The sequence below is a fragment of the Phenylobacterium sp. genome (assembly GCF_036501465.1).
In the GTDB taxonomy this organism is placed as follows: Bacteria; Pseudomonadota; Alphaproteobacteria; order Caulobacterales; family Caulobacteraceae; genus Phenylobacterium.
Genome location: NZ_DASYAF010000104.1, coordinates 10,751 through 31,206, shown reverse-complemented (window position 1 = coordinate 31,206; position 20,456 = coordinate 10,751). Strand labels below are relative to the sequence as shown.

Sequence of the window (20,456 nt, the reverse complement as noted above, 5' to 3'; positions counted from 1 at the left end):
GCCTACCCGGGCGACATATCCTTCGCCCCCGCCCGGATCAGCCTGGGGATTACCCAAGGCCAGGCCCGCGACGCGACGGCGACGCTGCGTTCCTGCCTGCGCGCCCGGGCGGCGTCCGCCAGCTCGGCCTGTGTGATGGCGGTCTACGAACCGGGCGTCCAAGAGGCCGTGACCCGTCTGCCGGCCAACGAGAGGCTGGCCCTCGTCCACACCCTGCGGAGCTGGGCCCACAGCGCCGCCATCGTTCGGGTCGGGCGAGCCCAGCAGCCCCTCCTCACCGCATCCGCCCGCTGAGCGCGCCAACCCATCCGGCCGCGCATCCCCCTTCTTGAGGAACCACCCCATGTCGTCCATCGAATCGACCGATGCCCAGCGGCGCGAGGATTTCCGCCGCAGCCTGCTCTCCCACGCGGCGACCATTTCCGTCGCCTTCGTCGTCGCGGCCTCGGCGGTCCTGGCCAACCCGTTCCGCTTCGAGGAAGCCGCGGGCCAGCGGGGCCGGGAGATCTTCTACCAGGTGATCGCCGCCCAGACCCGTCCTCCGGCCGCGGCGCGGGCCCCGCTGCCGGGCGCCGTCGTAGTCAATATCGACGACGAGTTCATCCGCAAGGCGAGCTTCAGGGACGCCAGCGGCCACGAGCGAAAATACGTCTGGCCGCTCAGCTACGAGCAGCACGCCGTTTTTCTGCAGGCGATCGCCGCCAGGAAGCCCGCGGCCCTGTTCATCGACATGCCCTTCGTCTACGACCGCGACGACGCCACCCTGGGCGAACTGATCGACGTTCTGGAGGCGACCTCCAAGACCATTCCGATCTTCCTGGCGGCCGTTGAGGCGGATGACCACAAGCCGGCGATCGATCCGATCCTCGATCTGGTGGCGCGGGACCCGAACATCCACCTGGTGAGCGTCAGGCGCGGGGCGTCGCTCGGCATCGGCCACGCCTATCCGATCCACCCGAGCCTGAACGCCGAGTCGAAGCCGCTGCAGCCGGCGGCCGTGGCGCTCTACAACGCCTTCCGCGGCGACCGGTCGGCCTTCCGGCCGCGGTACGACACCGACGCCATGGACATCTGGTGGACCCTGCCGCGCAAGGATCCCGACCCCAACAAGAAGCCGTTCAACTGCCGTGGCCAGGAGGTCCGCATGGCCTGCGACCTGATCGGCGCCAACTGGTTCACCTGGATCGAGACCCTGACCCAGGCTGGCTTCCTGTCCGAGCGGCCGCCGGGCTCGCCGCGCCTGACCATTCCGGCGACCCCGACGCTTTCGGTCCGCGACCTGGTGCTGCCCGGCGAAGACGCCGCCTTCGTCGACGACGCGCTGAAGGGCAAGGTGGTGTTCTACGGAAGCGACCTGATCCTGATGGGCGACCATGAGGTCAGCGCGGTGCATGGCCCCCTGCCCGGGGTCCAGGCGCACGCGGCGGCCTATTCCAACCTCGCGGACATGGAGGGCGGCTACATCACGACGGCCGCGCCCTTCAACCTGAACCAGCGGGTCCACCTCGCGGGCCTGCTGCTGATCCTGTGCCTGGCCGGGTTCGCGGCGCGGGCCGGCGCGACGTGGGTCTCCTATCGGAATGGGCGGCCTTTGAAGCCGGACTCGCGCGTCTTCGGCTACCTGGACACCGCAGTGCTCTCCACCACGGCGGTGACGCTGGCGGCGGGGGAATTCTTCCTGCTTCACATCGGCCCGATCAGCTGGTTCCCGGTGCTGTTGATCGCCATGGCGGGCGACCTGCTGGCCTCGCACGGTCTGACCGCGTCCCTTCTGGGGCTGATCAACCGGCTCCCGCGGATGCGCGCTGCGCCTGCCTAACGGCGACTTCGTCAATGCTCGCAGTCGGGCCCAGGATCATGGGGATCCAGACGGATCTTGTGGACCGTGCGGAGCCGGCGCTGCAGCGCATGGAGTTGCGGGGTGGCGTATTCCTGGCAGTTCACCGAATTGAACACCCGGCCTGAACGCCGATCGACATCGACGTTGGCCACGATCGCGCTGCCGCCCGGCGACCCACGCCAGACCACGACGAGCATGCGGAGCGGCGGATGAGCGGCGTCGGGGCCGCCATTGCCATCGACCGTCAGCCCGGGAAGCTTCCGGCTCTCCGGCGGCAGGGCGGCGATCGCCAGCTGCTTGGCTTCTCGGAGCGAAATCTGCGACGGCGTGGCGTGGACGCTCCCCGCCCAAGGGGCCATCGACAGGGCGAGGGTCATCGTCAGTTTCGATCCGCTCATCGGGAGCCTCCGGACCGGTTAGGACATCGGTGTCGGCGCTGAGCTCGCGTGACCGCCGGAAGCGCGCCAACTTTGCCCGGGCGGTCCGTCACCATCGCCGACTCCTATGGGAGAGCGGGCCCGGTTGAAGAACGCGCCTGGGCTCGCAAAGTCGCCCGTTTGTGAGCGTCTTGCGCTTAGGCGAGGAGGCAGATCAGCACGAGGACGACGAAGGCCACGCCGACCAGGCTCCAGTAGAGGACCGGCCTCTCCCGCGCGTCGATCTCGATGGCCGCCTCGTAGAACGGGAACCGCCGGAACAGCAGGACGACCACCAGGAACACGCCCAGGATGAAGGCGGTGACCATCGCCTCGCCGTGTTCTGGGGTGAACGTCGTGGATGACATCGGCCGATCGCGGGCGTGACTTCGCCATCAGGAATGGCACGATCTGGGGCAATGTTCCCGTCGCGTCTTAGCCGATGGGACCAGGATGGGCGGTAGAGGGGAGAGGGAGTGGGGGATGGACCAAAGGTGACGCGACGCCGGTTGATCCGCTGGCTGCAGATCTTGCGGGAGGTGCTGCTGATCGCGGCGGTGCTGGCCGGCGGCGCCTGGGCCTACTTCAAGTACTTCTCGGCGGAGAGCCCCCAGGCCCAGCTGGAGAACAGCGAGCGGCAGAAGCGATGCCTGGCGCGCGGTTCCCTCGACATCGGCCTCAGCGCGCACGACACCGCCGACGCGATCATCGGGAGCGTGACGGCGAAGAACGTCGGCGACCGCGAGGTCCTGCTCAAGATGGGGCAGAAGCCGGTGCTGCTCAGCAAATACCTCCCGAGCCCCGGAGGCTTCACCTTCGACCAGTCTCGCTCGGTGGGATTCCCCAGGCCAGAAGGGGCAGGTCGGCTGGAGTACATCGACACCTTCTCGATCCTGCCGGGCCGCACGGTCGCCCTGAACTTCGTCTCACCCAACCTTGGGCGGGGCGTCTATGTGATCACCTTCGAGGGTGGAAGCCGCGCGACGGCGACGGTCGAGCCCGATTGTCCGGCGCACGGGGACGCCAAGGACCAGATGGGCTGGTTCGCCTCCACGATCATCGAAGTCCCTTCGCGCCAACCGTGATCCGGGTCTGCGCTGTCGGAGGGCGGGGGTCGAAGCGGTCAGGACCTTGCCGATGCGCCGGGGCGGCGCAGCCATCGAGGTTCGCGGCGGGTCAGCGGCCACACGTTTGGCTCCGTCTGGAGACTGGGTTTGGGCGAGGCGATCAAGTGTGGAGTTCCAGAACTTCGCGCCGCCCGATCGCCGCCGCGTCTGGCTTGATCTGGCCCGGGCCGGGCCGCCCCGCAACGGGGCGGGCGGGCTTTCTTCCCCTGAGCCTGCGGCTCATTCCTCGCGAGGCAACAAAGCCCGCCTGCCCCGTCCTTCGCGCTGCTTCGGGACAGGTCTGCGGCGCGGCCTTCCGGACCGGGCCCGGATCGCCATCGCGGCCGCGATCAGGCGGCGCGAAGACAAAGGAAACAGCACCATGGCCACCATCGGCACCTTCACCCAGACCGAAGACGGCGCCTACACGGGCTCCATCAAGACCCTCACCCTCAACGTCAAGTCGGTGCAGTTCCGGCGCAACGAGAAGACCCACGAGAACTCGCCCGACTACCGCATCTTCTCCGGCGACACCCAGCTGGGCACGGCGCGGATGCGGACCTCCAAGCGCGAGCGGCCCTACCTCTCGGTGACCCTGGACGATCCCAGCTTCTCCAGCACGATCTTCGCGGCCCTGGTGCCGGCGGACGAAGGCCATAACCTGGTCTGGTCCCGGCCCCGCAAGGCCGCCTGAGCCCCACGGAGCGCCTCGCCGGGAAACCCGGCGAGGCGTCTGCCAGTCCGAAGATCCTCGGCCACAGCCCGCCCCGCCCAGGGGTCCGGGCTGTGGCTTTCGTGTTTCGGAGAAGCTTTTGCTGGGCCATCAGCCGCCGCCAGCGCCTTTGCGTTGGATGTTCGCGGATTCCCTCGCGTCTTCGACCCGGGACGGCGCGACGTTCACCGCGCCGCCGCCACGGGCGTTACGCTGCGGCTGGCGCGCGGTCTCTGACCCCCGGTCTCGATTGTGTCCGTCCGACTGTCCGGACGTCTTCGCCGGCGAGACCGACGGCGACGGCTCTCCGGTGGGCGGCGCGCAGGCGCCGGCCCCGAATCCCGCTATGGCCTGAGGCGTCGGCGCCGATGGCCCGGTCCGGATGCAGGTCCGGACCCTGGCGCGGCTGGGGCGGCCCGCAGGGCCGGCGGGTGGCCGAGGCGGCCCGGTAAGGTCCCGCGTCGTCTCGGCCGATGGGAGGTGCCAAGGTCCCGGCCACGGTCTAGGGCAGGATAGCCTTGCCGGCAGCTTTGTATGACGAGGCCCTCCCTTGGCGATGTTCAGCGTCCGCGTGCCTGACGACCTGGCGTCCCGTTTCGATGGGGTCGCGGCGGGCTTCGGCGGCCGCTCGGCGCGGCTGCGGCAACTGATCGAGGGGGCCTGCGCCGTGGCGGGACCGCAGGTGAAAGCGGCTCCGGAGCCTCGTACGGCCATGCGGATGATGGTCCGCCTGGCGGCGCCGGAGGCGCGCCACGTCGCGACGGAGTCCGCGCGCTTGGCGCTGCCCCGCGCCGCCTGGGTGGCCGCCCTGGTGCGGCGGCACGCGCGCGGCGTGCCCACCTTCTCGCGACCCGACGAACTGGCGGTGATCGCGATCCAAAGCGAACTGCGGCGCATCGGGGTCAACGTCAACCAGATCGCTCGCGCCCTGAACACGGCGGTGATGGAGGGCCGGGTGCTGGAGGCCGAGCTGGGCGAGGTCGCGGCGTTCCGGCGCGAGTTGCGCGACCACCTGCTGGCGGTGCGCGAAGCCTTCCAGGGAAACCTAACTTACTGGGACGTCATGGGTTGAGCGAGTTCCGCCGCATCGCCGGGTTCGAGGACGTCTGGCGCCCGCCGGTCAGCCGGCGCCTGCGGCCGGAGAGCGTCCTTCGTCCTGCGGCGAGCGGCGACCAGGTCCGGGCGCGGCTCGCCCGCATCGCCCAGCGGACGCCGGAGGTGATGGTCAAGGTGACCGGCCGCACCCGCGATCCGGCGCACCTGCGGGCGCACCTCGACTATGTCACGCGCAACGGCGCCCTGGCGCTGGAGACCCCGGACGGCCTGCGCCTCGACCGCGCCGAGGTCCGCGACCTGGGCGACACCTGGAGCGCGGCGGCCCTGGCCGACAGCCGCCGGCGCGCCAACTCGCCGTTCAGCCTATCGCTGGTGCTGTCGATGCCGGAAGCGACCGATCCCTATGCCGTGCGCGACGCGGCGCGCGGCTTCGCGGCGACGGCGTTCGGAGAGACGTTCGACTACGGCTTCGTGCTGCATACCGACGAGCCGCACCCGCACGTCCACGTCACCGTCCAGTGCCTCGGCCGGGGCGGCGAGCGTCTCAATCCGAAGAAGGCGGATCTGGAAGCCTGGCGGCAGGCCTTCGCCGCGGCGCTGCGCGAGCGCGGCGTGGCCGCCGAGGCGACGCCGCGGCGGGCGCGGGGCGTCACCCGCAAGGCGGAACGAGGCCCGATCCGGCGGCTGCGCGAGCGGACGCTGTCTGGGCTGGGCGCGCCCGCGCGGGTGCAGCGCAGCGCCTACCGGGCGGCCGCGCAGGCGGCGTTCCTCGGTGCGGATGAACCGACCGCCTGGGAGCGGCGACTGCTCGCCCGCCAGCGCCAGGTGCGGGCGCTCTATCTCGGCCAGGCGCGGCTGCTGCAGGCGTCCGACGACGCGGGCGACCAGGTCCTTGGCCGGCAGGTGGAGGCCTTCGTGCGGGAGATGCCGGCGCCGGACACCCAGCGGCTGGCGCTCGCCCGGGACCTGCGGGCGGCGAACGCGCGGCGACGGGCCGGCCCGGAGACGGATCGCGGGCCCGACCGCTCGCGCTGACCTATTGGCGGACCGTGCGGTCGCCGCGGCGGGCGCGCTTGTTCAGCATCTCGGCGGTGTGCTCGGCGTCTTGCCGGGACAATTCACTCTGGGTCACCGAGGCGATCACCGCCCGTTCGCCGGTCCAAAGATCGACGACGCTGAAACCGGAAGGGTCGGGCCGGACGATGTAGCGGTCGGTCATCTGCGCCTCCCCTGGCGCGCGCCATGATGCCTCTGGGACGACCTTACGCCAAGTGGCGATGTTCTAACTATGTTCTATGAAATTCCAGATGGAGTCTCAGTTTGAATGTTGACGTGGCAGGCTGGGTAGCCGCTCTTGCAGCGCCACCTTTTTGCCGCTCTGGCTTCGCTGGGCGGCGGCGCCATCGTCGATCTCCCCCGTGGCGATCCGGCCGACCATGACGGCGGCTCCGATCACATCGGTAGGGCGCTCTCTCCGCGAGGCCTTTAGGCATCAGACTTCCCCAGATTGGCCAGGGCTTCCTCAAGCTGGGCTAACGTCCTGTTGAGACGATCAATCGCTATATCATCGCCACGCGTTCCGCCCACACGGGCATATCTCACGCTTTGCTGCAGATCGATTTGGCGACGCACGGCCGCGCAGGCTGAAGTTAGCTCCCTGCGAAGCTCCTCATCCGATCCTGCATCCGCGTCAGAGGTCATGGCTCGCCATCATAGTGGCCTCGCGGCTTAGGCGCGATGCTTGCCAACGGCGACCAATTTCAAACTGGAATACGACCAAGGACGGCGCCGCTTGCGCCTGTCACGACCTAGTGTGACCGTGGCCGCATCAACGGAGGGAGGATCCATCATGCTTCGCACCCTGACCATCGCAGCCGCGTTGGCGCTCGCCGCCGGAACGGCCTCGGCCCAGAAGATCGACGCCAACGGCAAGTGCCACGGGCCCGACGGAAAGTTCGCCAAGATGGAGGTCTGCAAGGGTGCGGCGCCGGCAGCCGACGCCAACGGCCCCTACAAGCTCGACGCCAAGGGCAACTGCCATGACGTCAAGGGCAAGATGGCCAAGAAGGCCATGTGCGCCGCAAAGAAATAACCGTCGGCCGGCCGCTGCTCGCCGTTCGGCTGCTCGCCGCCATCAGTGTCGTCCTGGCGCTGATGTGCGCGGCCCTAGCGGTGGCGTGGAAGCGCGAGCACGACCGGGTCGGCTGCTTTCAGGACGCCGCCGAGCAGGAGCGCGTGCCGCAGGATCGGGAGTGCGCCGGGACGTCGTGAGGCGGTCGACGCCCTATGGGCGACGGGAGAGGACGTAGGCCACACCGCCTCCGGCGAGCGCCAGGACAACGATGCCGACGACGGTCAGCGGGCGGTCGTGCGCCCGCCAGGCTTCGAGGGTGGCAAGCGCGACCCCCACCAGCGCCACGTAGACGGTGACGAGGCCCCGACCTCGGGGAGCGCGGCTGCTCTGCGGCGGCTGGTCGTTGCGCATCGGCGGCTCCCATGCTCCCGTCCCGGTATGTGCAACCTCTACAGTATCGCCACCTCCGCCGCTGAGATCGCGCGGGCCACGCGGGCCGACGTGGGTTCGTTCCACAACCAGCCGCCGAACACCGGCGTCTACCCCGACAACAACGCCCCGGTGATCGTGCATGACGGCGTCGGCGGTCGGCGGCTTGACTATCTGCGGTGGGGGATGCCGTCTTCGAGCCAGGCCATCTTCCAGGCCGCCAGCAAGCGCGCTGACCGGCTCCGGGCGAAGGGCAAGGCCTTCGACTTCAACGAGCTCCTGAAGAACGAGCCCGACCGCGGCACCACCAACGTGCGCAACACGACCAGCAAGGCGACCGGCAAGGTCAACGCCCACTGGGGCCGCTGGCTTGGTCCGGCCAATCGCTGCCTGGTCCCGTTCACCTCGTTCGCCGAGCCGGATCAGGACCACGAGGGCACGCGCCAGAACATCTGGTTCGCGCTCGATGAGAGCCGGCCGATGGCCTATTTCGCCGGGACCTGGACGCCGCACGCCTGCGTGCGGATGATCAGCAACGGATGGGAGGAGCTGAGCGTCTTCGCCTTCCTGACCACCGACTCCGCCGAGCCGGTGAAGACCTACCACGCCAAGGCCATGCCGGTGATCCTGACCACCGAAGCCGAGTGCGACGCGTGGATGAGCGACAAGCCCTGGTCGGAGGTGGCGCACCTTCAGCGGCCTCTCCCCGACTGCCTCAAGATCGTGAACCGCCGCGTGAAGCAGGACGAGGCTGCGCCGGCGTGATTCCGGAAGATCGTCGGGTCGCCTTTCGACCCGTTGCGGACCTCTCCGTTGACCGCACCGACCTCCACTCGAACCGTACCCAACCGTCGAGACCTGCGTTGGCTGTAATCGTCGTGCTAGGTTGGAAGCGCCGACGTGATGAGTAGGGAGGCAGACGCATGGGGCGGTCCATCGAGGAACGACGCACGGAGCACACCGGCGTCGTCGAAAAGCGCGTCATGGCCGACGTCGCCCTTTCGATTAGCCAGCTTCCCCCTCAGCTCGAACTCGCAAGGCATCGCCATAGGTCTGCGGCTCTGGGGCTCGTGCTGAGAGGCGCAAATACGCAGACATTCGGGAGGACGACTTTTACCTGCCCGCCGGGCGCCTTGGTTGTTTTGCCTGCCGACGAGCCCCACACCGATCAGATGGCCGAGGGCGGCGCCTCGGTCTTCGTGATCCAGCCGTCGCAGGCCTGGATCGAAGATGTCCGCGAGCACGGCGTCAACCTTGAAAAGCCCGAGTTGCTGGCGCACGACCGCGTCAGCGCTCTGGCGGCCCAAATGTATCGGGAAAGTCGTCGTCCGGACGCCGCGTCTCCGCTTTGCATCCAAGCCCTTCTGTATGAGATCGGCGCCAGCCTCATCCGACGGGGCGAAACGGTCTCGGCGAACGATCCTGCATGGCTGAGCCTGGTCCGCGCCCGAATCGACGACACCTACGGGGAAAAGCTCTGCTTGGCGGACCTCGCGCGCGAAGCCGGCGTGCACAGCGTCCATCTGTCCCGGACCTTTCGCGAACACTATGGGACGACGGTCGGGCAGTATCTGCGCCGGCGGCGAATGGAGGCTGCGGCGCAGGCGCTTCGCAGCAGCAACGCCTCGCTGGTGGACATCGCCCTGGACGCCGGGTTCACGTCTCAATCGCACTTCTGCGCTGCATTTCGCCGCCTGATGGGATGCACGCCGGGCCAATATCGCCGGGGGGTTTGTTAAGTCCGCGACAAAGCGTTTGGATTTCGAAAGACTCCGACTGTTTCGGTGGCCACGCTAGGCCTTCGATGACGTCTCAGAGTTCTCCCATGTTCAGACCAGTTGGGGCCACCGCGATCCTGGGGGCGATGGCGAGCGAAGCAGGGCGGCGCGGCGGACTCCCACTCTGCTGCGCAGCATTCTTAGTGGTCTCGGCGGGCCCCTTACTCGCCGCGCCGGTCGCCGAGACTGCGCCGCCCCGCGTAGCTGGCGATCCCCACTCGGACCCCGACGGGGTCTCCGACCACACGAGCTATCTCCTCTTCGCCGAGGGATCCCGATCGATCGATGTGAGCGGATCCACCGGCGAGGCCGGGCGAGCGCGGGCTTCGCGTATTGGCCTGGAAGCCATGCTCTACGTAAGGGAAGGGGCGGCCGCCTACGTGATCCGCGACCCTGCGACACTCCGCAGAGCGCGGGCTCTCTTTGTCTCCGAGGACGCGCTCGGCGCACAGCAGACGGCGTTGAGCTCGCAACAGGCCACGCTTAGCAAGCTGCAAACCGAATTGGCGCGCGAGCAAGACCGCCTTAGTCATTTGCAATCTCATGCGGCGCCCTCAGACGCCGCTGATTTAACTCGTGAGCAGAACGCGCTTGGCCGCGACGTCAATGAGCTAGGTCGAGTAATAAATTCACTCGGCCGAGACATTTCCATTCTAGGCGGCAGCCAAGACCAATTGGCCGAAGATGCTCGAATGGAATTTCAGGACTTGTTTGCGGAGGCTTTGCGCCGCGGCGTGGCTCGGCGCATCGACTAGAGATCGCCAGAGGTCGACGAGCGGCGGGGCCGCATTCGGTCAGCTGACGACGCACACGCGGGAAGGGAACGCGGCCTTGAAGCGCGAATATTCATATCTGCTGCAGGTTTGATGACGTCGGCAAACAATCATTCGTACCGCCCGCCGCGCTCTATGTTGCCGTATTTCGAGGAGTGGTCATGAAGCCGAACGTCCTTGCGTGCCTGTTCGCGCTGTCAATTCTGGCTCCGAGTGCTCGCGGCGCTGAGCTGGCGCCGCAACAGGGCGAGTTCACGCCGAAGGTCGATGCGATCTTCAAGGACTATGTGGGCCAGCCGGGATGCAACGTGGGTGTGGTGCGTGCGGGAAAGCTCATTCTGGAGCGTTCCTACGGCCTGGCCGACGTCGCCAACAGCCTGCCGCTCACCCCCGAGACCCGGTTCGACATCGGCTCGGTCTCGAAGCAATTCACGGCCGCCGCGATTCTCATCCTCGCCGACCAGGGCAAGATCAGTCTGGACGACGACATCCACAAATATGTGCCGGAGCTACCGAGCTACGGCGTGAAGGTCAGTCTTCGCCAGATGCTGCACCACACCTCCGGCATCATGGACGCCAATGCGCTGCTCCGGCTCTCAGGCTGGGTCTATGGGGATGCCATAAGCGAGCGCGATGAGCTCTGGGCGCTCAGCCGCATGCCGACGCTGAACTTCGCGCCCGGAACGCGGGAGAGCTACAGCAATGGCAACTATCTGTTGCTCGGTCTTGTCGTGAACCGGGTAAGCGGCCAGCCGCTCGGGGCCTACCTGCAGTCCACAATCTTCGGGCCGCTCGGGATGACCCACACGGTGCTCACGGGTGATCATACCGTCGTGGAGCCGCACATGGCGCAGCCCTACGCGTTCGTTGACGGCTCGCCGCACCTCTTCGCCAATCGAATCGACTCGGTTGGCTACGGGGGAATCGTCACGACCGTCGGGGACCTAGCCCTCTGGGAGCGGAACTTCGACGAGCCCAAGGCGGGCGGCGCGAAAGTGATGGCGGAGATGGTGACCGTTGAGCCGCTTGCTGACGGGTCGGACAACAACTACGCCGGCGGTGTGGAGGTCGACAGCTACCGGGGGCTACGCACGATTGAGCACGACGGCGCGAACGCCGGGTTTGTCTCCTACAAGGTCCGCTTTCCCGGCGCCGGCCTAAGCTTCATCGGGCTCTGCAACCGCCGCGACCTCGACAATCTTACTCAGAAGCTAGACCAAGTGGCTGACCTCTACTTGGGGCTTGCGCCCGAGGGGCCTCAGCCGCGGGAGGCCAGCGATCCGGCCAGCCAGAAGTGGCCCGCAACCGACCTTGCAACGTTGTCTGGCCCCTATCTCAGGGCTGGCCGGTGGGGATTTCACATATTCCGCTCCGAGAATGGCGGGCTGCTCGACGAGAGCGGTGCGCAATACGATCGGATCGGCCGCTTCGAGTTTAAGGACGCGTCGGGGACGACGTGGTCTTTCGTTTTGGAGCACGGCGTTGCGACGGCGGTCAAACGTACGATCCCTGGATCCAAGACGGCTCCAGTCCGCTACGAGCGGAGGCCGCCGCCACAGTCGAATCTACGAGAATACGCTGGAATGTACGTGAGCCCCGAACTCGCCACGGCCTGGTGCATCGAGGCGGCCGAGAAAGGCTTGGTGCTTCGCCGCAAGCGGTTCGAAGACGAGACGGTTCAGCCCGCCTGGTTCGACGCCTTCGCCATGGAGGGAACGGCACTCTTCGACCGTGTCACCAACCAGATCGCCGGCTTCACGCTCAGGAGCGACCGGCTGAGTGGCGGGGTGAGGTTCGTCAAGGCGAAGCACGAGGGCGCCTGCACTCCGTATTGAGTGCTGCTGTGCAGAGGTCCGCCCGCCTCGGATCGCGGCGAGACTGTATTAAATAGCGCGAGTTTGCGCTTTCGCTCAGCCGCCGCGCCCACCCTCGCCCGCCGCGATTTCCACTACCGGCTCGAACTTCTGCAATTCCGGGCGCTGCGCCGTCACCAGCACCGCCATGTTGCCGGGCAGGGTCTTCTTTCCACCCGTTGCTGACATTCGCCCTAACGCCAAGTCCACATCCCATCGAAGAGGTGGGGCCACACGACAATGTCGCTCGATCCGCAGCCGCCAGCGCCCGCGCACCTGAGGCGTGCCGCGATGGCTCGGACCGGTAGATCTGGCGTCTTCTCGAACCGCTCGCATAGGTCGGGCGGCGTCCATTCGGTGAGGCGATCGCAGGCCCGGCAGCAGATCGCGAGCGAATAGCCCCGCGCCAGATAGAGCCGGACCGTGTGGGTCGGATCGATCATCCCGAGGTGAAAAGCGCGGAGCTGCTTCGCTGGCGGGCGCTTGACGGTGGAAGGGACGGCGCCCAGGAGATCGGGTTCGGCCATGGCCATGATATGGGCCTTTCTCTAGATCGAGAACCGCACCCGCCGCGAGCCGCACTGGCCGCAGCGGAGCTTGTCGCGGAGGTCGGCCGGGGTCGCTTCAGCGCGACAGCGCCGAATGGCCTCGGCGCGTCCCCACCTGGCGCCGTGGCCGCAGTCCTCGCATCGGATCCGTAGCGGCCTCTCGTCGCTCACGGTCCGGTGGATCATCTCGAACAGCATGGCGTCAGTTCCGGGCCCTGGCGGCGAGGCGCTTGATGTCGCCGTCGGTCATGCCGGGCGGCCAGGCGAGCCCCGCGCGCCAGTCCCGCGCCCCGCACGGGCATGTCGCCCCGACCCGGCCGGCCACCTCGGCGAACGTGGCTAGCGTTCCGCCCATCTGGAGCTGCCGCAGGCGCAGGACCACGGTGGCCGGGGGATAGGCCTTGAAGTGGCCGCAGGCCTTGCAGGTCACCAGGACGAAGCAGCCCGGAAACAGGTCGGCGTCGGCCATCTTGCCGTTCGGGGCCTCTATCGGCCGCCACCGGGAAACAGCCTTGGCCACGCGCTGCCGCTCTTCGTCCATGGTGAGAACAGAAGCAGAACATTTAGGCGGCGGCGAATCTTTTTTTGGTGGATCACCGCGAACTGGGCGTGGCACATGAGGTGGCTAAGCCAAGCCGTCTGGGGGGACCATGGCGCCTAAGGATCAATTGCGGTCGGTATCGCTCACGCTCGCGCTGGCGGCGCTCAGCCTGTCGCCGGGCGCCGTGCGGGCGGCGGAATGGGTCGCGACCTTCAACGGAAATCTCGCGTCCCAGGGAAGCTTCGACGACCCGTTGGGGCTGGGCCAATTCGATCCGGCCACCGATCCAACGCTCGGCGGCTCGCCGGTCACCATCCAGCTGTTCTACGACGATGCGAACATCGTAACGGAGACGGACGACAAGTTCGTCATCGCCACCAGGGCCGTGATCTCGATTGACGGCACGCAGCAGGCGATCCTGACCCCTGGCGACATCCTGCTCACCGAAAGTCCGGTCCATGGCGGCGGTTGGCTGCTGGCCGACGCCCAGAGCCTTTCCAACACCGCCACGCACAAGGAAGCCTTCGACATCTCCATGACGCACCTGCCAATCGTGGACAGCCTGACCACGCCGGTGACCTACGTCGGAGGCGACAATTTCGACTGGTGGGACTTCGACTGTTGCGGGCCGGTCGGCACGCCGGAGACCGGCGTCCTTCTGAACGGGACGATTGTCGGCGCATCGATCGAACCGGCCCCCGAACCGGCGTCCTGGGCGCTGATGACGATGGGTTTCCTGACGATGGCCGCGGCGATGCGGTCCCGCCGCCACGCGGTGAAGTCAGGCGGGTCTTCAATGAAACGGCGCCACGGCGTCTGATCGGCTGGCGTTCGCAGGCCGCCTCGCGGCCGGGGCGTCGGCCTTGACGCGACCGCAACAGCCACAGGTCGCCAGCGGGAAGTGGCCGGGTGGAAGCCGCGGCGGCCATCGGGCCGTTCCGACCGCCGGCGGCTAGCGGCTGTGGCGGCGCTCCCGCCCCTCCCCGGGTTGCCGGCCGCGGTCGGCCGCCGGGCGGCCGAGCGGCTGGAACTGCGCGCCGCGCTCGAGCCAGTCGGCGATCCGGGTGCGTGCGCGAGCCAGCAGGCGGTCCTGGGCCAGCGGGTCGACGACGCGGGCGCGGACCACCGTCTCGACCGTGCGCAGGCGGTCGGCAGGGCCGCCGCGGTGGCTGCCGCCGGCGGCGACGCCGCGCTCGAGTTCACCGAGCCGGGCCGCCAGCTGCGCGCGCCCGGCGCGCCGCCGCTCGAGCTCCTGCAGGTCCCGCTCCGTAGGGGCGTAGCCGCGGACCTCCAGGCCGAGGACGCCGCCGGCGAGCCAGGCTTCCCGGCGGAAGGCGGGGGCGCCGCGGGCTTCGACGACCCGCCAGTCCCGGTGCGCGGCGACGGCCATCATGTCGCGCACGGCGTTGGGGTCGCCGCGGGCGCTGACCAGCCGGCGGCCGCGGTCCTGGAAGGCGGCGACCTTGACCTGGGCGTCGTCGTAGAAGCGCCACTCCCGCGGCCCGCGCTCCAGATAGTAGCGCTGGCGCAGGCGCTCGGGGACGTCGCCGAGGGTCAGCGAGGCGGTTCGGCCCTCGGGGCGCAGGCGGTTCGGGGCGGCGGGCCTAGCGGCCATGGTCGGTCTCCTCGGGCTGGCGGGCGGAGCGGTCGATGAAGGCGTCGACCCAGGCCTCGACCTCGGCGGGGCTGGCGCCGGCGTCCGGCAGCGGGCCGAGGCCCTCGGCCTCCAGCGCCGGCAGGACGTCGCCCAGCGCCAGGCGCAGCGGGTCCTCCGCCGCTGCGGACGGCGCGGCGCCGGGGTCGGACGCGGGCATCGGGATGGCGCGCGCCGCCACGGTCGGCGGGGGCTGCAGCCGCCGCGTGAAGGCCGCCTCGCGCCAGTAGACGATCTTGCGGCCGCGGATCGGCGGCAGGCCGGCCCGCAGGACGATCAGCTGGTCGGGCCGCATCTGGATGAGTTCCTGGGGCAGATGCAGCAGCCGCCGCTGGCCGCTCTCGCTGGTGCTGCTCTGGCCACGGCTGAACAGGGTCGGGCGGTTCCGCGAACGGGCCTGGTAGGTATAGGCGCCGAGCCGTTCGGCGAGCTCCTGGGCGACCGTGAGCTCCTTGGGCGCGAAGGCGACCTCGGCGCCGCAGTTGGCGATGATCTCCTCGGCCAGGTCGGGGCCGTATTCGGCGCGCAGCTGGGCCGGGCTCTGCAGCACCGGCAGCAGGCGCAGGCCGTAGCCGGCGACGAAGGCGAAGGCCTTGGCGATCACCTCGGCGTGGCCCAGCCGGGCGAACTCGTCGAGCAGCACCAGCACCGGCACGGGATGGCGACCGGCCTGCGGGCGCTCGCGGACATTGAGCTCCACGAGCTGTTGCAGAACCAAGCTGTAGAGGGGAGCCACCCGGCTGAGGTTGTCCGGGCTGACCGCCAGATAGATCGACATGCGCCGGCTGCGCAGCTGGCGCAGGTCGAAGTCGCTGTCCCCCGTGGCGGCGCAGACCCGCGGGTTGAGCCAGAGGTTCATGCGCGAGGTCAGGGTCTGCTTGACCGAGGCGAAGGTGTTCTCGGAACTGGAGGTGAAGTCGGCCAGCGCGTTGGCGCAGCCCGGCGACAGCGGCCGGCCCTGGGCGGCGCGCTGCGCCGGCCAGGCCGCCAGGCGCGCGCGGGCGTCGCCGCGGGCCAGTTCGGCGTAGATGGCGCCCAGGGTGAAGGCCGCCTCGGCGGTCTCGGCGAGGCCGGCGCCGACGGCGATGAACCCGGTCCGCGCCGCGTCCGTCCAGAACGGGTCGGCGCGGTCCGGCGTCGGGAACAGCATCACCGCCAGCTTCTGCAGTTCGTCGAGCACCTCGACCGGATCGTCGCGGCGGATGTGGCCGAGCGGATTGTAGCGGGCGGTGCGGCCCTGCGGCTCCAGGGGATCGAACAGGAAGACCGCTTGGCCGTGGGCGGCGCGGAAGCCGGCCGAGGCCTCCCAATTCTCGCGCTTGACGTCGAGCACCACCACCGAGTCCGGCCAGGTCAGCAGGTTGGGGATGACGACGCCGACGCCTTTGCCGGTGCGGGTGGGGGCATAGAGCAGGACGTGCTCCGGCCCGCCGAAGCTCAGCAGCCGGCCGGCCTTGCGGCCGAGCACGATCCCGTTGCGGGCGCGGAAGCCGGCCCGGCGCAGCTCCGGCTCCGCGGCCCAGCGGGCGGCCCCGTGCAGCGGCGGCTGCAGGCCGCGGACAACCGCCCCGGCCAGGCCGGCGGCCGCCAGCAGGGCGGCGACTAGCCCGATCGCCAGCCAGCGGCGGACCTGCGGGTCGTGGCGGAAATACCAGAACCAGCCGGGGACGGCCGCGGCGTCGAGCTGCGGCGACAGGCGCTTCAACCCCGCCAGGGCGACCGTCAGGGCCATGGCCGCCAGCAGCGCGGCCGCGGCCGCGCCCAGGGCCCCGACATAGGCCGCCCTAAGCGGCCAGGGCGCGCTTGCGAAGCGGCTCATACCAGACCTCGGTGATGCGGAAGCGCCCGCCCTCGCGCTTCATCTGGACGACGATGTCGACCAGCTGGCGCAGCAGGGCGCCGATGTCCTCGCGGGCCAGCTGGCGGCCGGCCTCGCTCTCCTTGACCAGCAGGGTCAGCTGCTCGAACGCCAGGGTCGCGGAGTCGGCGTGGACGGTGGTGATCGACCCCGGATGGCCGGAGTTGACGTTGCGCAGGTAGAAGAAGGCGCTGGCGTCGCGCAGCTCCTGCAGCAGGATACGGTCCGGCCGCATGCGCAGCGCGCACTCCAGCAGCTGTTTCGGGCCCACCCTGGCCAGGCCCTGGCCGTCCTTGGCGTAGACCAGGTGGACGGCGTTGCGGTGCGGCACGACGAGTTCGCGGGCGTCCTCGATGGTCACCAGCCGCTCCTCGGCGGGGATCAGCGGGATCAGCCCCTTGGCCAGGGTGGTCTTGCCGGAGCCGGTCGCGCCGGAGATCAGGATATTGCGCCGGCCCTCGACCGCCAGCCGGAAGAAGGCCGGCCAGTCGCCGGCGTCGCGCAGGGCCAGCAGCCGCCGGTCCAGCGCGTCGGGCCCGGCGGTGGCGACCGCGATGCGCTCGAACAGGCCGGCGGCGCTGAACTCGGCCAGCCCCAGCGCCCGGCGCGACGGCTTGCGCAGGGTGATCGAGGCGTGTGCGGCGGCCGGCGGCAGGACGATCTGACAGCGCGCGCCGTCCGGCAGCACCGTGGAGCACAGCGGGTTGGAGGGGCCGACGTCCTGGCTGGTGAAGGCGGCGGCGGCGACGGCCAGGTGGCCGAGCGCTGCGGCGGTGAGCTCCGGCGCGGCGCTCCAGCGCCAGCCGCCCGCGCCTTCGACACCCACCTCGCCGGGCCGGTTGATCACCAGTTCGGTGACGTCGTCTTCGGCCAGCAGGGGACGCAGCGGCGCCAGGTAATGGTCCAGCACGCTTGTGTCGGCCATGGTTTCAGCGCGCCTTCACGCCGTAGACGCCGGAGAAGTCGAAATCCTGGGCCGCGAAGATCGCCACCTCGGCGCCGGCGGGCTTCTTCAGGGTGGGCGGGATGTCGATCGAGCTCTGCAGCGCGGTGTTGGCGGTGGTCGACGGCAGCTGGACGTTCACCCCGCCGGAGCCGCGCGCCGCGACGGCGAATCCGTCGTCGATCACCGACAGCATCACGGCGCCGCCGAACCGCTGCCAGAAGTGACGGTCAAGGTCGCCGTCGAAGCCGGCGCGGCCGAGGGCGTCGGTGGCCGGCGAGGCCAGGGCGATGGCCACCCCGGCCGGGGTGACCGCGCGGCTCCAGAGCACGAACAGCCGGTTCTGGCCGGGCTTCGGGCCGCCCCGATATTCACCGAGCACCTTGGTGCCCTTCTCCAGCAGCACCACCGCGCCGTTGTCGGAATAGACGTCGTTGGGCACCAGGCAGCTGACGTAGCCGGGCGTCGAGGTGTCCATCGCCGTCTGAAGCACGCAGGGGATCGAGGTCCCGGCGAGGATCAGGTAGCTGCGGTCGGGCAGGCGCGAAGCGTGCGCCATGCCGAGCGTCGAGGCGCGCCGCAGCCGGTCGAGTTCACTGACTTCCGCGCCGGCGCCGCGCGGCAGGATCGCCGGCACGATGGGGCCGGCGGCCGGCGCGCTCGTCCCGTCCCGACTGTAGGCGAAGATCGGCGCGGCGCGGCTGGCCCGGAGTTGCTGGGCCCGCTGGGCGGCGGCGGCGTCAGGATTGGACGAACGGCCGGTTGTGGCCGGGGCCGCGCCGCTCGGGTCCGGGGCGGCGGTGGGCATGCCGGGCGCCAGCGACGGCGCGCCCGGCCCGGGGTTGGCGAGCGTTGGGCCGGCCAGGGACGCGGCGGGCTCGAAGGGCACCACCTGGCGCGCCGGGGCCGGCGGCTCGGCGGCCTTGGCCGGACGATGGCGGCCGGTGGCCAGCAGGAAGGCTGCGCAGCCGGCGGCCAGGGCGACGACCGCCACCGCCTTGCCGGCCTTGCCCATGCCGAACCGGCCGGCGATCGGTGAGATGGTGCGCTCGCCGGCGATGGCGGCGGCCGCCTCCGGGGCTGTGGGCGGGATCTGGGGATCGGTCATGGCTGGGGCCTCTTGTCGGTGCGGATCACGTCGCCGGCGGCGGTCAGGCCGCCGGCCGGGGCGCCGAGCGGGCGATAGGCGTCATTGGTGATGCACAGCACCTCGCGGCCGCGGCGCAGCCGCAGGCCGGGGGCGACGCCATGCACCACCACGAACTCGCCGCGGACATCGAAGGCGGCCAGGGCCTCGCTGCCGTCCGGGCCCACGGTGTAGATGGCCGGCAGGGCCTGGGCGCCGGGGAAGCGCAGGACGGTGAAGCGGCCGTTGTCGGACACCTCGGACGGCTGCAGGTCCGCCGGCCCCTGTTCGGAATAGGCTAGATTGTGGGGACCCTCGACGGCGCCGCGTTCCAGCTTGAGTTCGGTGACGGTCTGGCGCACCGCCACTTCGGCGGCGCTGACTGCCGCCTGGGCGTGGGCCTTCTGGTCCGCCGGGTAGCGGAAGCGCAGCACGAAATAGCGATCCTCGCCCTTTACCGGATTGGCCCTGGCCTGGGTGACCAAGTCGAAGACGTAGCTGCGGGTCTCGCCGCCGTGCGCGGTGGTGACGATGAGGTCGGTGGGCGCGCCCCTCGCCTTGGGCTTGATGAACAGGACGTTCCGGTCCGCCGCCACGTCCCAGGCCGAGGAATCACCCAGGGCCACGTGCTGAACCGTCTCGTTCGCGGCAAAGACGATCTGGGTCGCGATGCGGAACACGCCGACCACGCGGACCACCTGGGAGGGGTCGTAGTCGACGGTCTTGATCCGCGGGTCCGCCGGGCCGCCCTTGGGGACTTCGAGGGCCTGGGCCGGAGTGGCCGGCAGGGCGGCGGCGAGCAGCAGGCCGATGAGGCTCAGGCGCAGGCTCATTGGACCACCTCCGGGTCGGCGCGGTAGCTGGCGACCTGGAAGCCCAGGGGGTTGCGCAGCCGGTCGGCCTCGGCCATCGGCGCCTGGGCGTAGGCGAAGGTCAGGGTGGCGATCCAATCGCCGGTGGTGGTCTGCTGGCCCTGGCGGACGGTCTTGCGGAATCGGACGCTGGCCACCTGGCGGTTGACGAAGCTGATGGCGCGAATCTCGACCTCGGCCGCGTTGGCCGGCCCCAGCGCCACCTGCGGACTCGCCGGGTCGGCGGGGCGGAAAAAGGCCGCCCACCTCTCTTGCTCGGCGGGCGTCGACATGATCGACACCTGCCGGAAGTTGGCTTCGGCCGCCGACGGCAGCCAGGTCTCGCGGGCGCGGACGTATTGGCTGAGGAAATACTTGGTCACCGCTTCGTCGGCGGTCAGCTGCTCGGGGCCGGTGAGGGCGGTCATCACGTCGACGGCGCCGGTGGCGTTGTCGACCCGCACCACGAAGGGCTCCACCCGCTTCAGCGGGGTGAGCGCGGCGACCGCAACCACCGCGGCGATCGCCAGGGCCCCGGCGCCGGCGGCGACGGTCCAGGCCAGCCGGCGCGAGCGCAGGGCGCTCTGCAGACGCTCCTCGTCCCAGCGCCGCGCGTCGGCGAAATAGGCCTTGAGATCAGTTGCGACGACGCCGGTCATGCGGGGTCTCCACAGGGGGCGAAGCTGGCGGCGGGCGGCGGCGTTGCGGGCGCGGCGGGCCCCGGCGCCGCCGGCCCGTGGGCGGCGTCAGGCGACGGCAGCACCGAGCCGTTCGGGTTGGCGGGGCGGCGGTGCTGGCCGTCGCAGGTGGGCAGGGTCTTGGCCGGGGCGCTCGCGCAGGCGCCGAGCGCCAGGCACAGGCCGCCGGTGAGCAGGGGTCGAAGCACGGGAAGGTCCTT

The 20,456-nt window shown here is 69.9% G+C and carries 27 protein-coding genes; 13 read left to right on the top strand and 14 right to left on the bottom strand.

Annotation, left to right across the window (positions count from 1 at the left end):
- A partial coding sequence (locus VGL85_RS11335) for a hypothetical protein (RefSeq protein WP_331589045.1) occupies nucleotides 1-294 on the top strand: 294 nt, incomplete at its 5' end.
- Between the two features lie 49 nt (nucleotides 295-343).
- A complete protein-coding gene (locus VGL85_RS11330; RefSeq protein WP_331589044.1) occupies nucleotides 344-1,819 on the top strand; it encodes a CHASE2 domain-containing protein in 1,476 nt (491 codons plus the stop codon).
- An 11-nt stretch (nucleotides 1,820-1,830) separates the two neighbouring features.
- Here the strand turns inward: VGL85_RS11330 and VGL85_RS11325 are convergent, their stop codons facing one another.
- Nucleotides 1,831-2,238, bottom strand: a complete 408-nt coding sequence (locus VGL85_RS11325; protein WP_331589043.1) for a hypothetical protein — start codon at nucleotides 2,236-2,238, stop codon at nucleotides 1,831-1,833.
- Nucleotides 2,239-2,414: 176 nt separating this feature from the next.
- Nucleotides 2,415-2,624 (bottom strand): hypothetical protein, encoded by a 210-nt coding sequence (locus VGL85_RS11320; RefSeq protein ID WP_331589042.1) that lies wholly within the window; start codon nucleotides 2,622-2,624, stop codon nucleotides 2,415-2,417.
- Between the two features lie 126 nt (nucleotides 2,625-2,750).
- Here VGL85_RS11320 and VGL85_RS11315 point away from each other — a divergent pair, with 126 nt between their 5' ends.
- The 4 genes from VGL85_RS11315 to VGL85_RS11300 all read left to right on the top strand — a co-directional run bounded on the left by VGL85_RS11315 (nucleotide 2,751) and on the right by VGL85_RS11300 (nucleotide 6,165).
- Nucleotides 2,751-3,341 (top strand): hypothetical protein, encoded by a 591-nt coding sequence (locus VGL85_RS11315; RefSeq protein WP_331589041.1) that lies wholly within the window; start codon nucleotides 2,751-2,753, stop codon nucleotides 3,339-3,341.
- Between the two features lie 403 nt (nucleotides 3,342-3,744).
- Entirely contained in the window at nucleotides 3,745-4,056 is a 312-nt protein-coding gene (locus tag VGL85_RS11310) for a DUF736 domain-containing protein (RefSeq protein ID WP_331589040.1), read from the top strand.
- A gap of 574 nt (nucleotides 4,057-4,630) precedes the next feature.
- Nucleotides 4,631-5,146: a plasmid mobilization relaxosome protein MobC gene (gene mobC / locus VGL85_RS11305; protein WP_331589046.1), complete on the top strand. Its 516-nt coding sequence runs from the start codon at nucleotides 4,631-4,633 to the stop codon at nucleotides 5,144-5,146.
- On the top strand, nucleotides 5,143-6,165 hold the full coding sequence (locus VGL85_RS11300) for a relaxase/mobilization nuclease domain-containing protein (RefSeq protein WP_331589039.1): 1,023 nt from the start codon (nucleotides 5,143-5,145) through the stop codon (nucleotides 6,163-6,165). The genes mobC and VGL85_RS11300 overlap by 4 nt, the downstream gene beginning before the upstream one ends.
- Before the next feature lies 1 nt (nucleotide 6,166).
- On the opposite strand, the gene VGL85_RS11295 is transcribed toward VGL85_RS11300, so the two are convergent.
- A complete protein-coding gene (locus tag VGL85_RS11295) occupies nucleotides 6,167-6,349 on the bottom strand; it encodes a hypothetical protein (RefSeq protein ID WP_331589038.1) in 183 nt (60 codons plus the stop codon).
- Between the two features lie 630 nt (nucleotides 6,350-6,979).
- Between VGL85_RS11295 and VGL85_RS11290 the strand changes: the two genes are divergently transcribed.
- Entirely contained in the window at nucleotides 6,980-7,222 is a 243-nt protein-coding gene (locus VGL85_RS11290; protein WP_331589037.1) for a hypothetical protein, read from the top strand.
- Nucleotides 7,204-7,401 (top strand): hypothetical protein, encoded by a 198-nt coding sequence (locus VGL85_RS11285; RefSeq protein WP_331589036.1) that lies wholly within the window; start codon nucleotides 7,204-7,206, stop codon nucleotides 7,399-7,401. The genes VGL85_RS11290 and VGL85_RS11285 overlap by 19 nt, the downstream gene beginning before the upstream one ends.
- 13 nt (nucleotides 7,402-7,414) lie before the next feature.
- Here the strand turns inward: VGL85_RS11285 and VGL85_RS11280 are convergent, their stop codons facing one another.
- Nucleotides 7,415-7,615 carry a hypothetical protein gene (locus tag VGL85_RS11280; protein WP_331589035.1) on the bottom strand — a complete coding sequence of 67 codons (201 nt, stop codon included), beginning with the start codon at nucleotides 7,613-7,615 and terminating at the stop codon, nucleotides 7,415-7,417.
- Nucleotides 7,616-7,642: 27 nt separating this feature from the next.
- On the opposite strand from VGL85_RS11280, the gene VGL85_RS11275 reads away from it, so the two are divergent.
- From VGL85_RS11275 to VGL85_RS11260, 4 genes are all read left to right on the top strand, one after another.
- Nucleotides 7,643-8,398, top strand: a complete 756-nt coding sequence (locus VGL85_RS11275) for an SOS response-associated peptidase (RefSeq protein WP_331589034.1) — start codon at nucleotides 7,643-7,645, stop codon at nucleotides 8,396-8,398.
- 158 nt (nucleotides 8,399-8,556) lie between these two features.
- Nucleotides 8,557-9,372, top strand: coding sequence for an AraC family transcriptional regulator (locus VGL85_RS11270; RefSeq protein WP_331589033.1), 816 nt, complete (start codon nucleotides 8,557-8,559; stop codon nucleotides 9,370-9,372).
- A gap of 86 nt (nucleotides 9,373-9,458) precedes the next feature.
- Nucleotides 9,459-10,166: a hypothetical protein gene (locus VGL85_RS11265; RefSeq protein ID WP_331589032.1), complete on the top strand. Its 708-nt coding sequence runs from the start codon at nucleotides 9,459-9,461 to the stop codon at nucleotides 10,164-10,166.
- A gap of 179 nt (nucleotides 10,167-10,345) precedes the next feature.
- Complete coding sequence (locus VGL85_RS11260; RefSeq protein ID WP_331589031.1) at nucleotides 10,346-12,019, top strand: serine hydrolase domain-containing protein; 1,674 nt, start codon at nucleotides 10,346-10,348, stop codon at nucleotides 12,017-12,019.
- Between the two features lie 75 nt (nucleotides 12,020-12,094).
- Here the strand turns inward: VGL85_RS11260 and VGL85_RS11255 are convergent, their stop codons facing one another.
- From VGL85_RS11255 to VGL85_RS11245, 3 genes are all read right to left on the bottom strand, one after another.
- On the bottom strand, nucleotides 12,095-12,226 hold the full coding sequence (locus VGL85_RS11255; RefSeq protein ID WP_331589030.1) for a hypothetical protein: 132 nt from the start codon (nucleotides 12,224-12,226) through the stop codon (nucleotides 12,095-12,097).
- Nucleotides 12,227-12,231: 5 nt separating this feature from the next.
- Nucleotides 12,232-12,570 (bottom strand): hypothetical protein, encoded by a 339-nt coding sequence (locus VGL85_RS11250; RefSeq protein ID WP_331589029.1) that lies wholly within the window; start codon nucleotides 12,568-12,570, stop codon nucleotides 12,232-12,234.
- A gap of 217 nt (nucleotides 12,571-12,787) precedes the next feature.
- On the bottom strand, nucleotides 12,788-13,105 hold the full coding sequence (locus VGL85_RS11245; RefSeq protein ID WP_331589028.1) for a hypothetical protein: 318 nt from the start codon (nucleotides 13,103-13,105) through the stop codon (nucleotides 12,788-12,790).
- A gap of 130 nt (nucleotides 13,106-13,235) precedes the next feature.
- On the opposite strand from VGL85_RS11245, the gene VGL85_RS11240 reads away from it, so the two are divergent.
- Nucleotides 13,236-13,946, top strand: coding sequence for a hypothetical protein (locus tag VGL85_RS11240; protein WP_331589027.1), 711 nt, complete (start codon nucleotides 13,236-13,238; stop codon nucleotides 13,944-13,946).
- A 132-nt stretch (nucleotides 13,947-14,078) separates the two neighbouring features.
- Here the strand turns inward: VGL85_RS11240 and VGL85_RS11235 are convergent, their stop codons facing one another.
- From VGL85_RS11235 to VGL85_RS11205, 7 genes are read right to left on the bottom strand one after another with little or no spacing between them, the layout of a single operon-like run.
- Nucleotides 14,079-14,741 carry an LPD7 domain-containing protein gene (locus tag VGL85_RS11235; protein ID WP_331589026.1) on the bottom strand — a complete coding sequence of 221 codons (663 nt, stop codon included), beginning with the start codon at nucleotides 14,739-14,741 and terminating at the stop codon, nucleotides 14,079-14,081.
- Nucleotides 14,731-16,599 (bottom strand): type IV secretory system conjugative DNA transfer family protein, encoded by a 1,869-nt coding sequence (locus VGL85_RS11230; protein ID WP_331589025.1) that lies wholly within the window; start codon nucleotides 16,597-16,599, stop codon nucleotides 14,731-14,733. The genes VGL85_RS11235 and VGL85_RS11230 overlap by 11 nt, the downstream gene beginning before the upstream one ends.
- A complete protein-coding gene (virB11, locus tag VGL85_RS11225) occupies nucleotides 16,565-17,563 on the bottom strand; it encodes a P-type DNA transfer ATPase VirB11 (RefSeq protein WP_331589024.1) in 999 nt (332 codons plus the stop codon). Before virB11 ends, VGL85_RS11230 begins: the two co-directional genes overlap by 35 nt.
- A gap of 4 nt (nucleotides 17,564-17,567) precedes the next feature.
- Nucleotides 17,568-18,689 (bottom strand): type IV secretion system protein VirB10, encoded by a 1,122-nt coding sequence (gene virB10 / locus VGL85_RS11220; RefSeq protein WP_331589023.1) that lies wholly within the window; start codon nucleotides 18,687-18,689, stop codon nucleotides 17,568-17,570.
- Nucleotides 18,686-19,540 (bottom strand): TrbG/VirB9 family P-type conjugative transfer protein, encoded by an 855-nt coding sequence (locus tag VGL85_RS11215; protein WP_331589022.1) that lies wholly within the window; start codon nucleotides 19,538-19,540, stop codon nucleotides 18,686-18,688. The genes virB10 and VGL85_RS11215 overlap by 4 nt, the downstream gene beginning before the upstream one ends.
- The gene (locus VGL85_RS11210; protein WP_331589021.1) at nucleotides 19,537-20,217 is read right to left on the bottom strand and encodes a virB8 family protein; all 681 of its coding nucleotides are present in this window, start codon (nucleotides 20,215-20,217) and stop codon (nucleotides 19,537-19,539) included. Before VGL85_RS11210 ends, VGL85_RS11215 begins: the two co-directional genes overlap by 4 nt.
- Entirely contained in the window at nucleotides 20,214-20,444 is a 231-nt protein-coding gene (locus VGL85_RS11205; protein ID WP_331589020.1) for a hypothetical protein, read from the bottom strand. The genes VGL85_RS11210 and VGL85_RS11205 overlap by 4 nt, the downstream gene beginning before the upstream one ends.
- Between the last annotated feature and the right edge of the window lie 12 nt (nucleotides 20,445-20,456).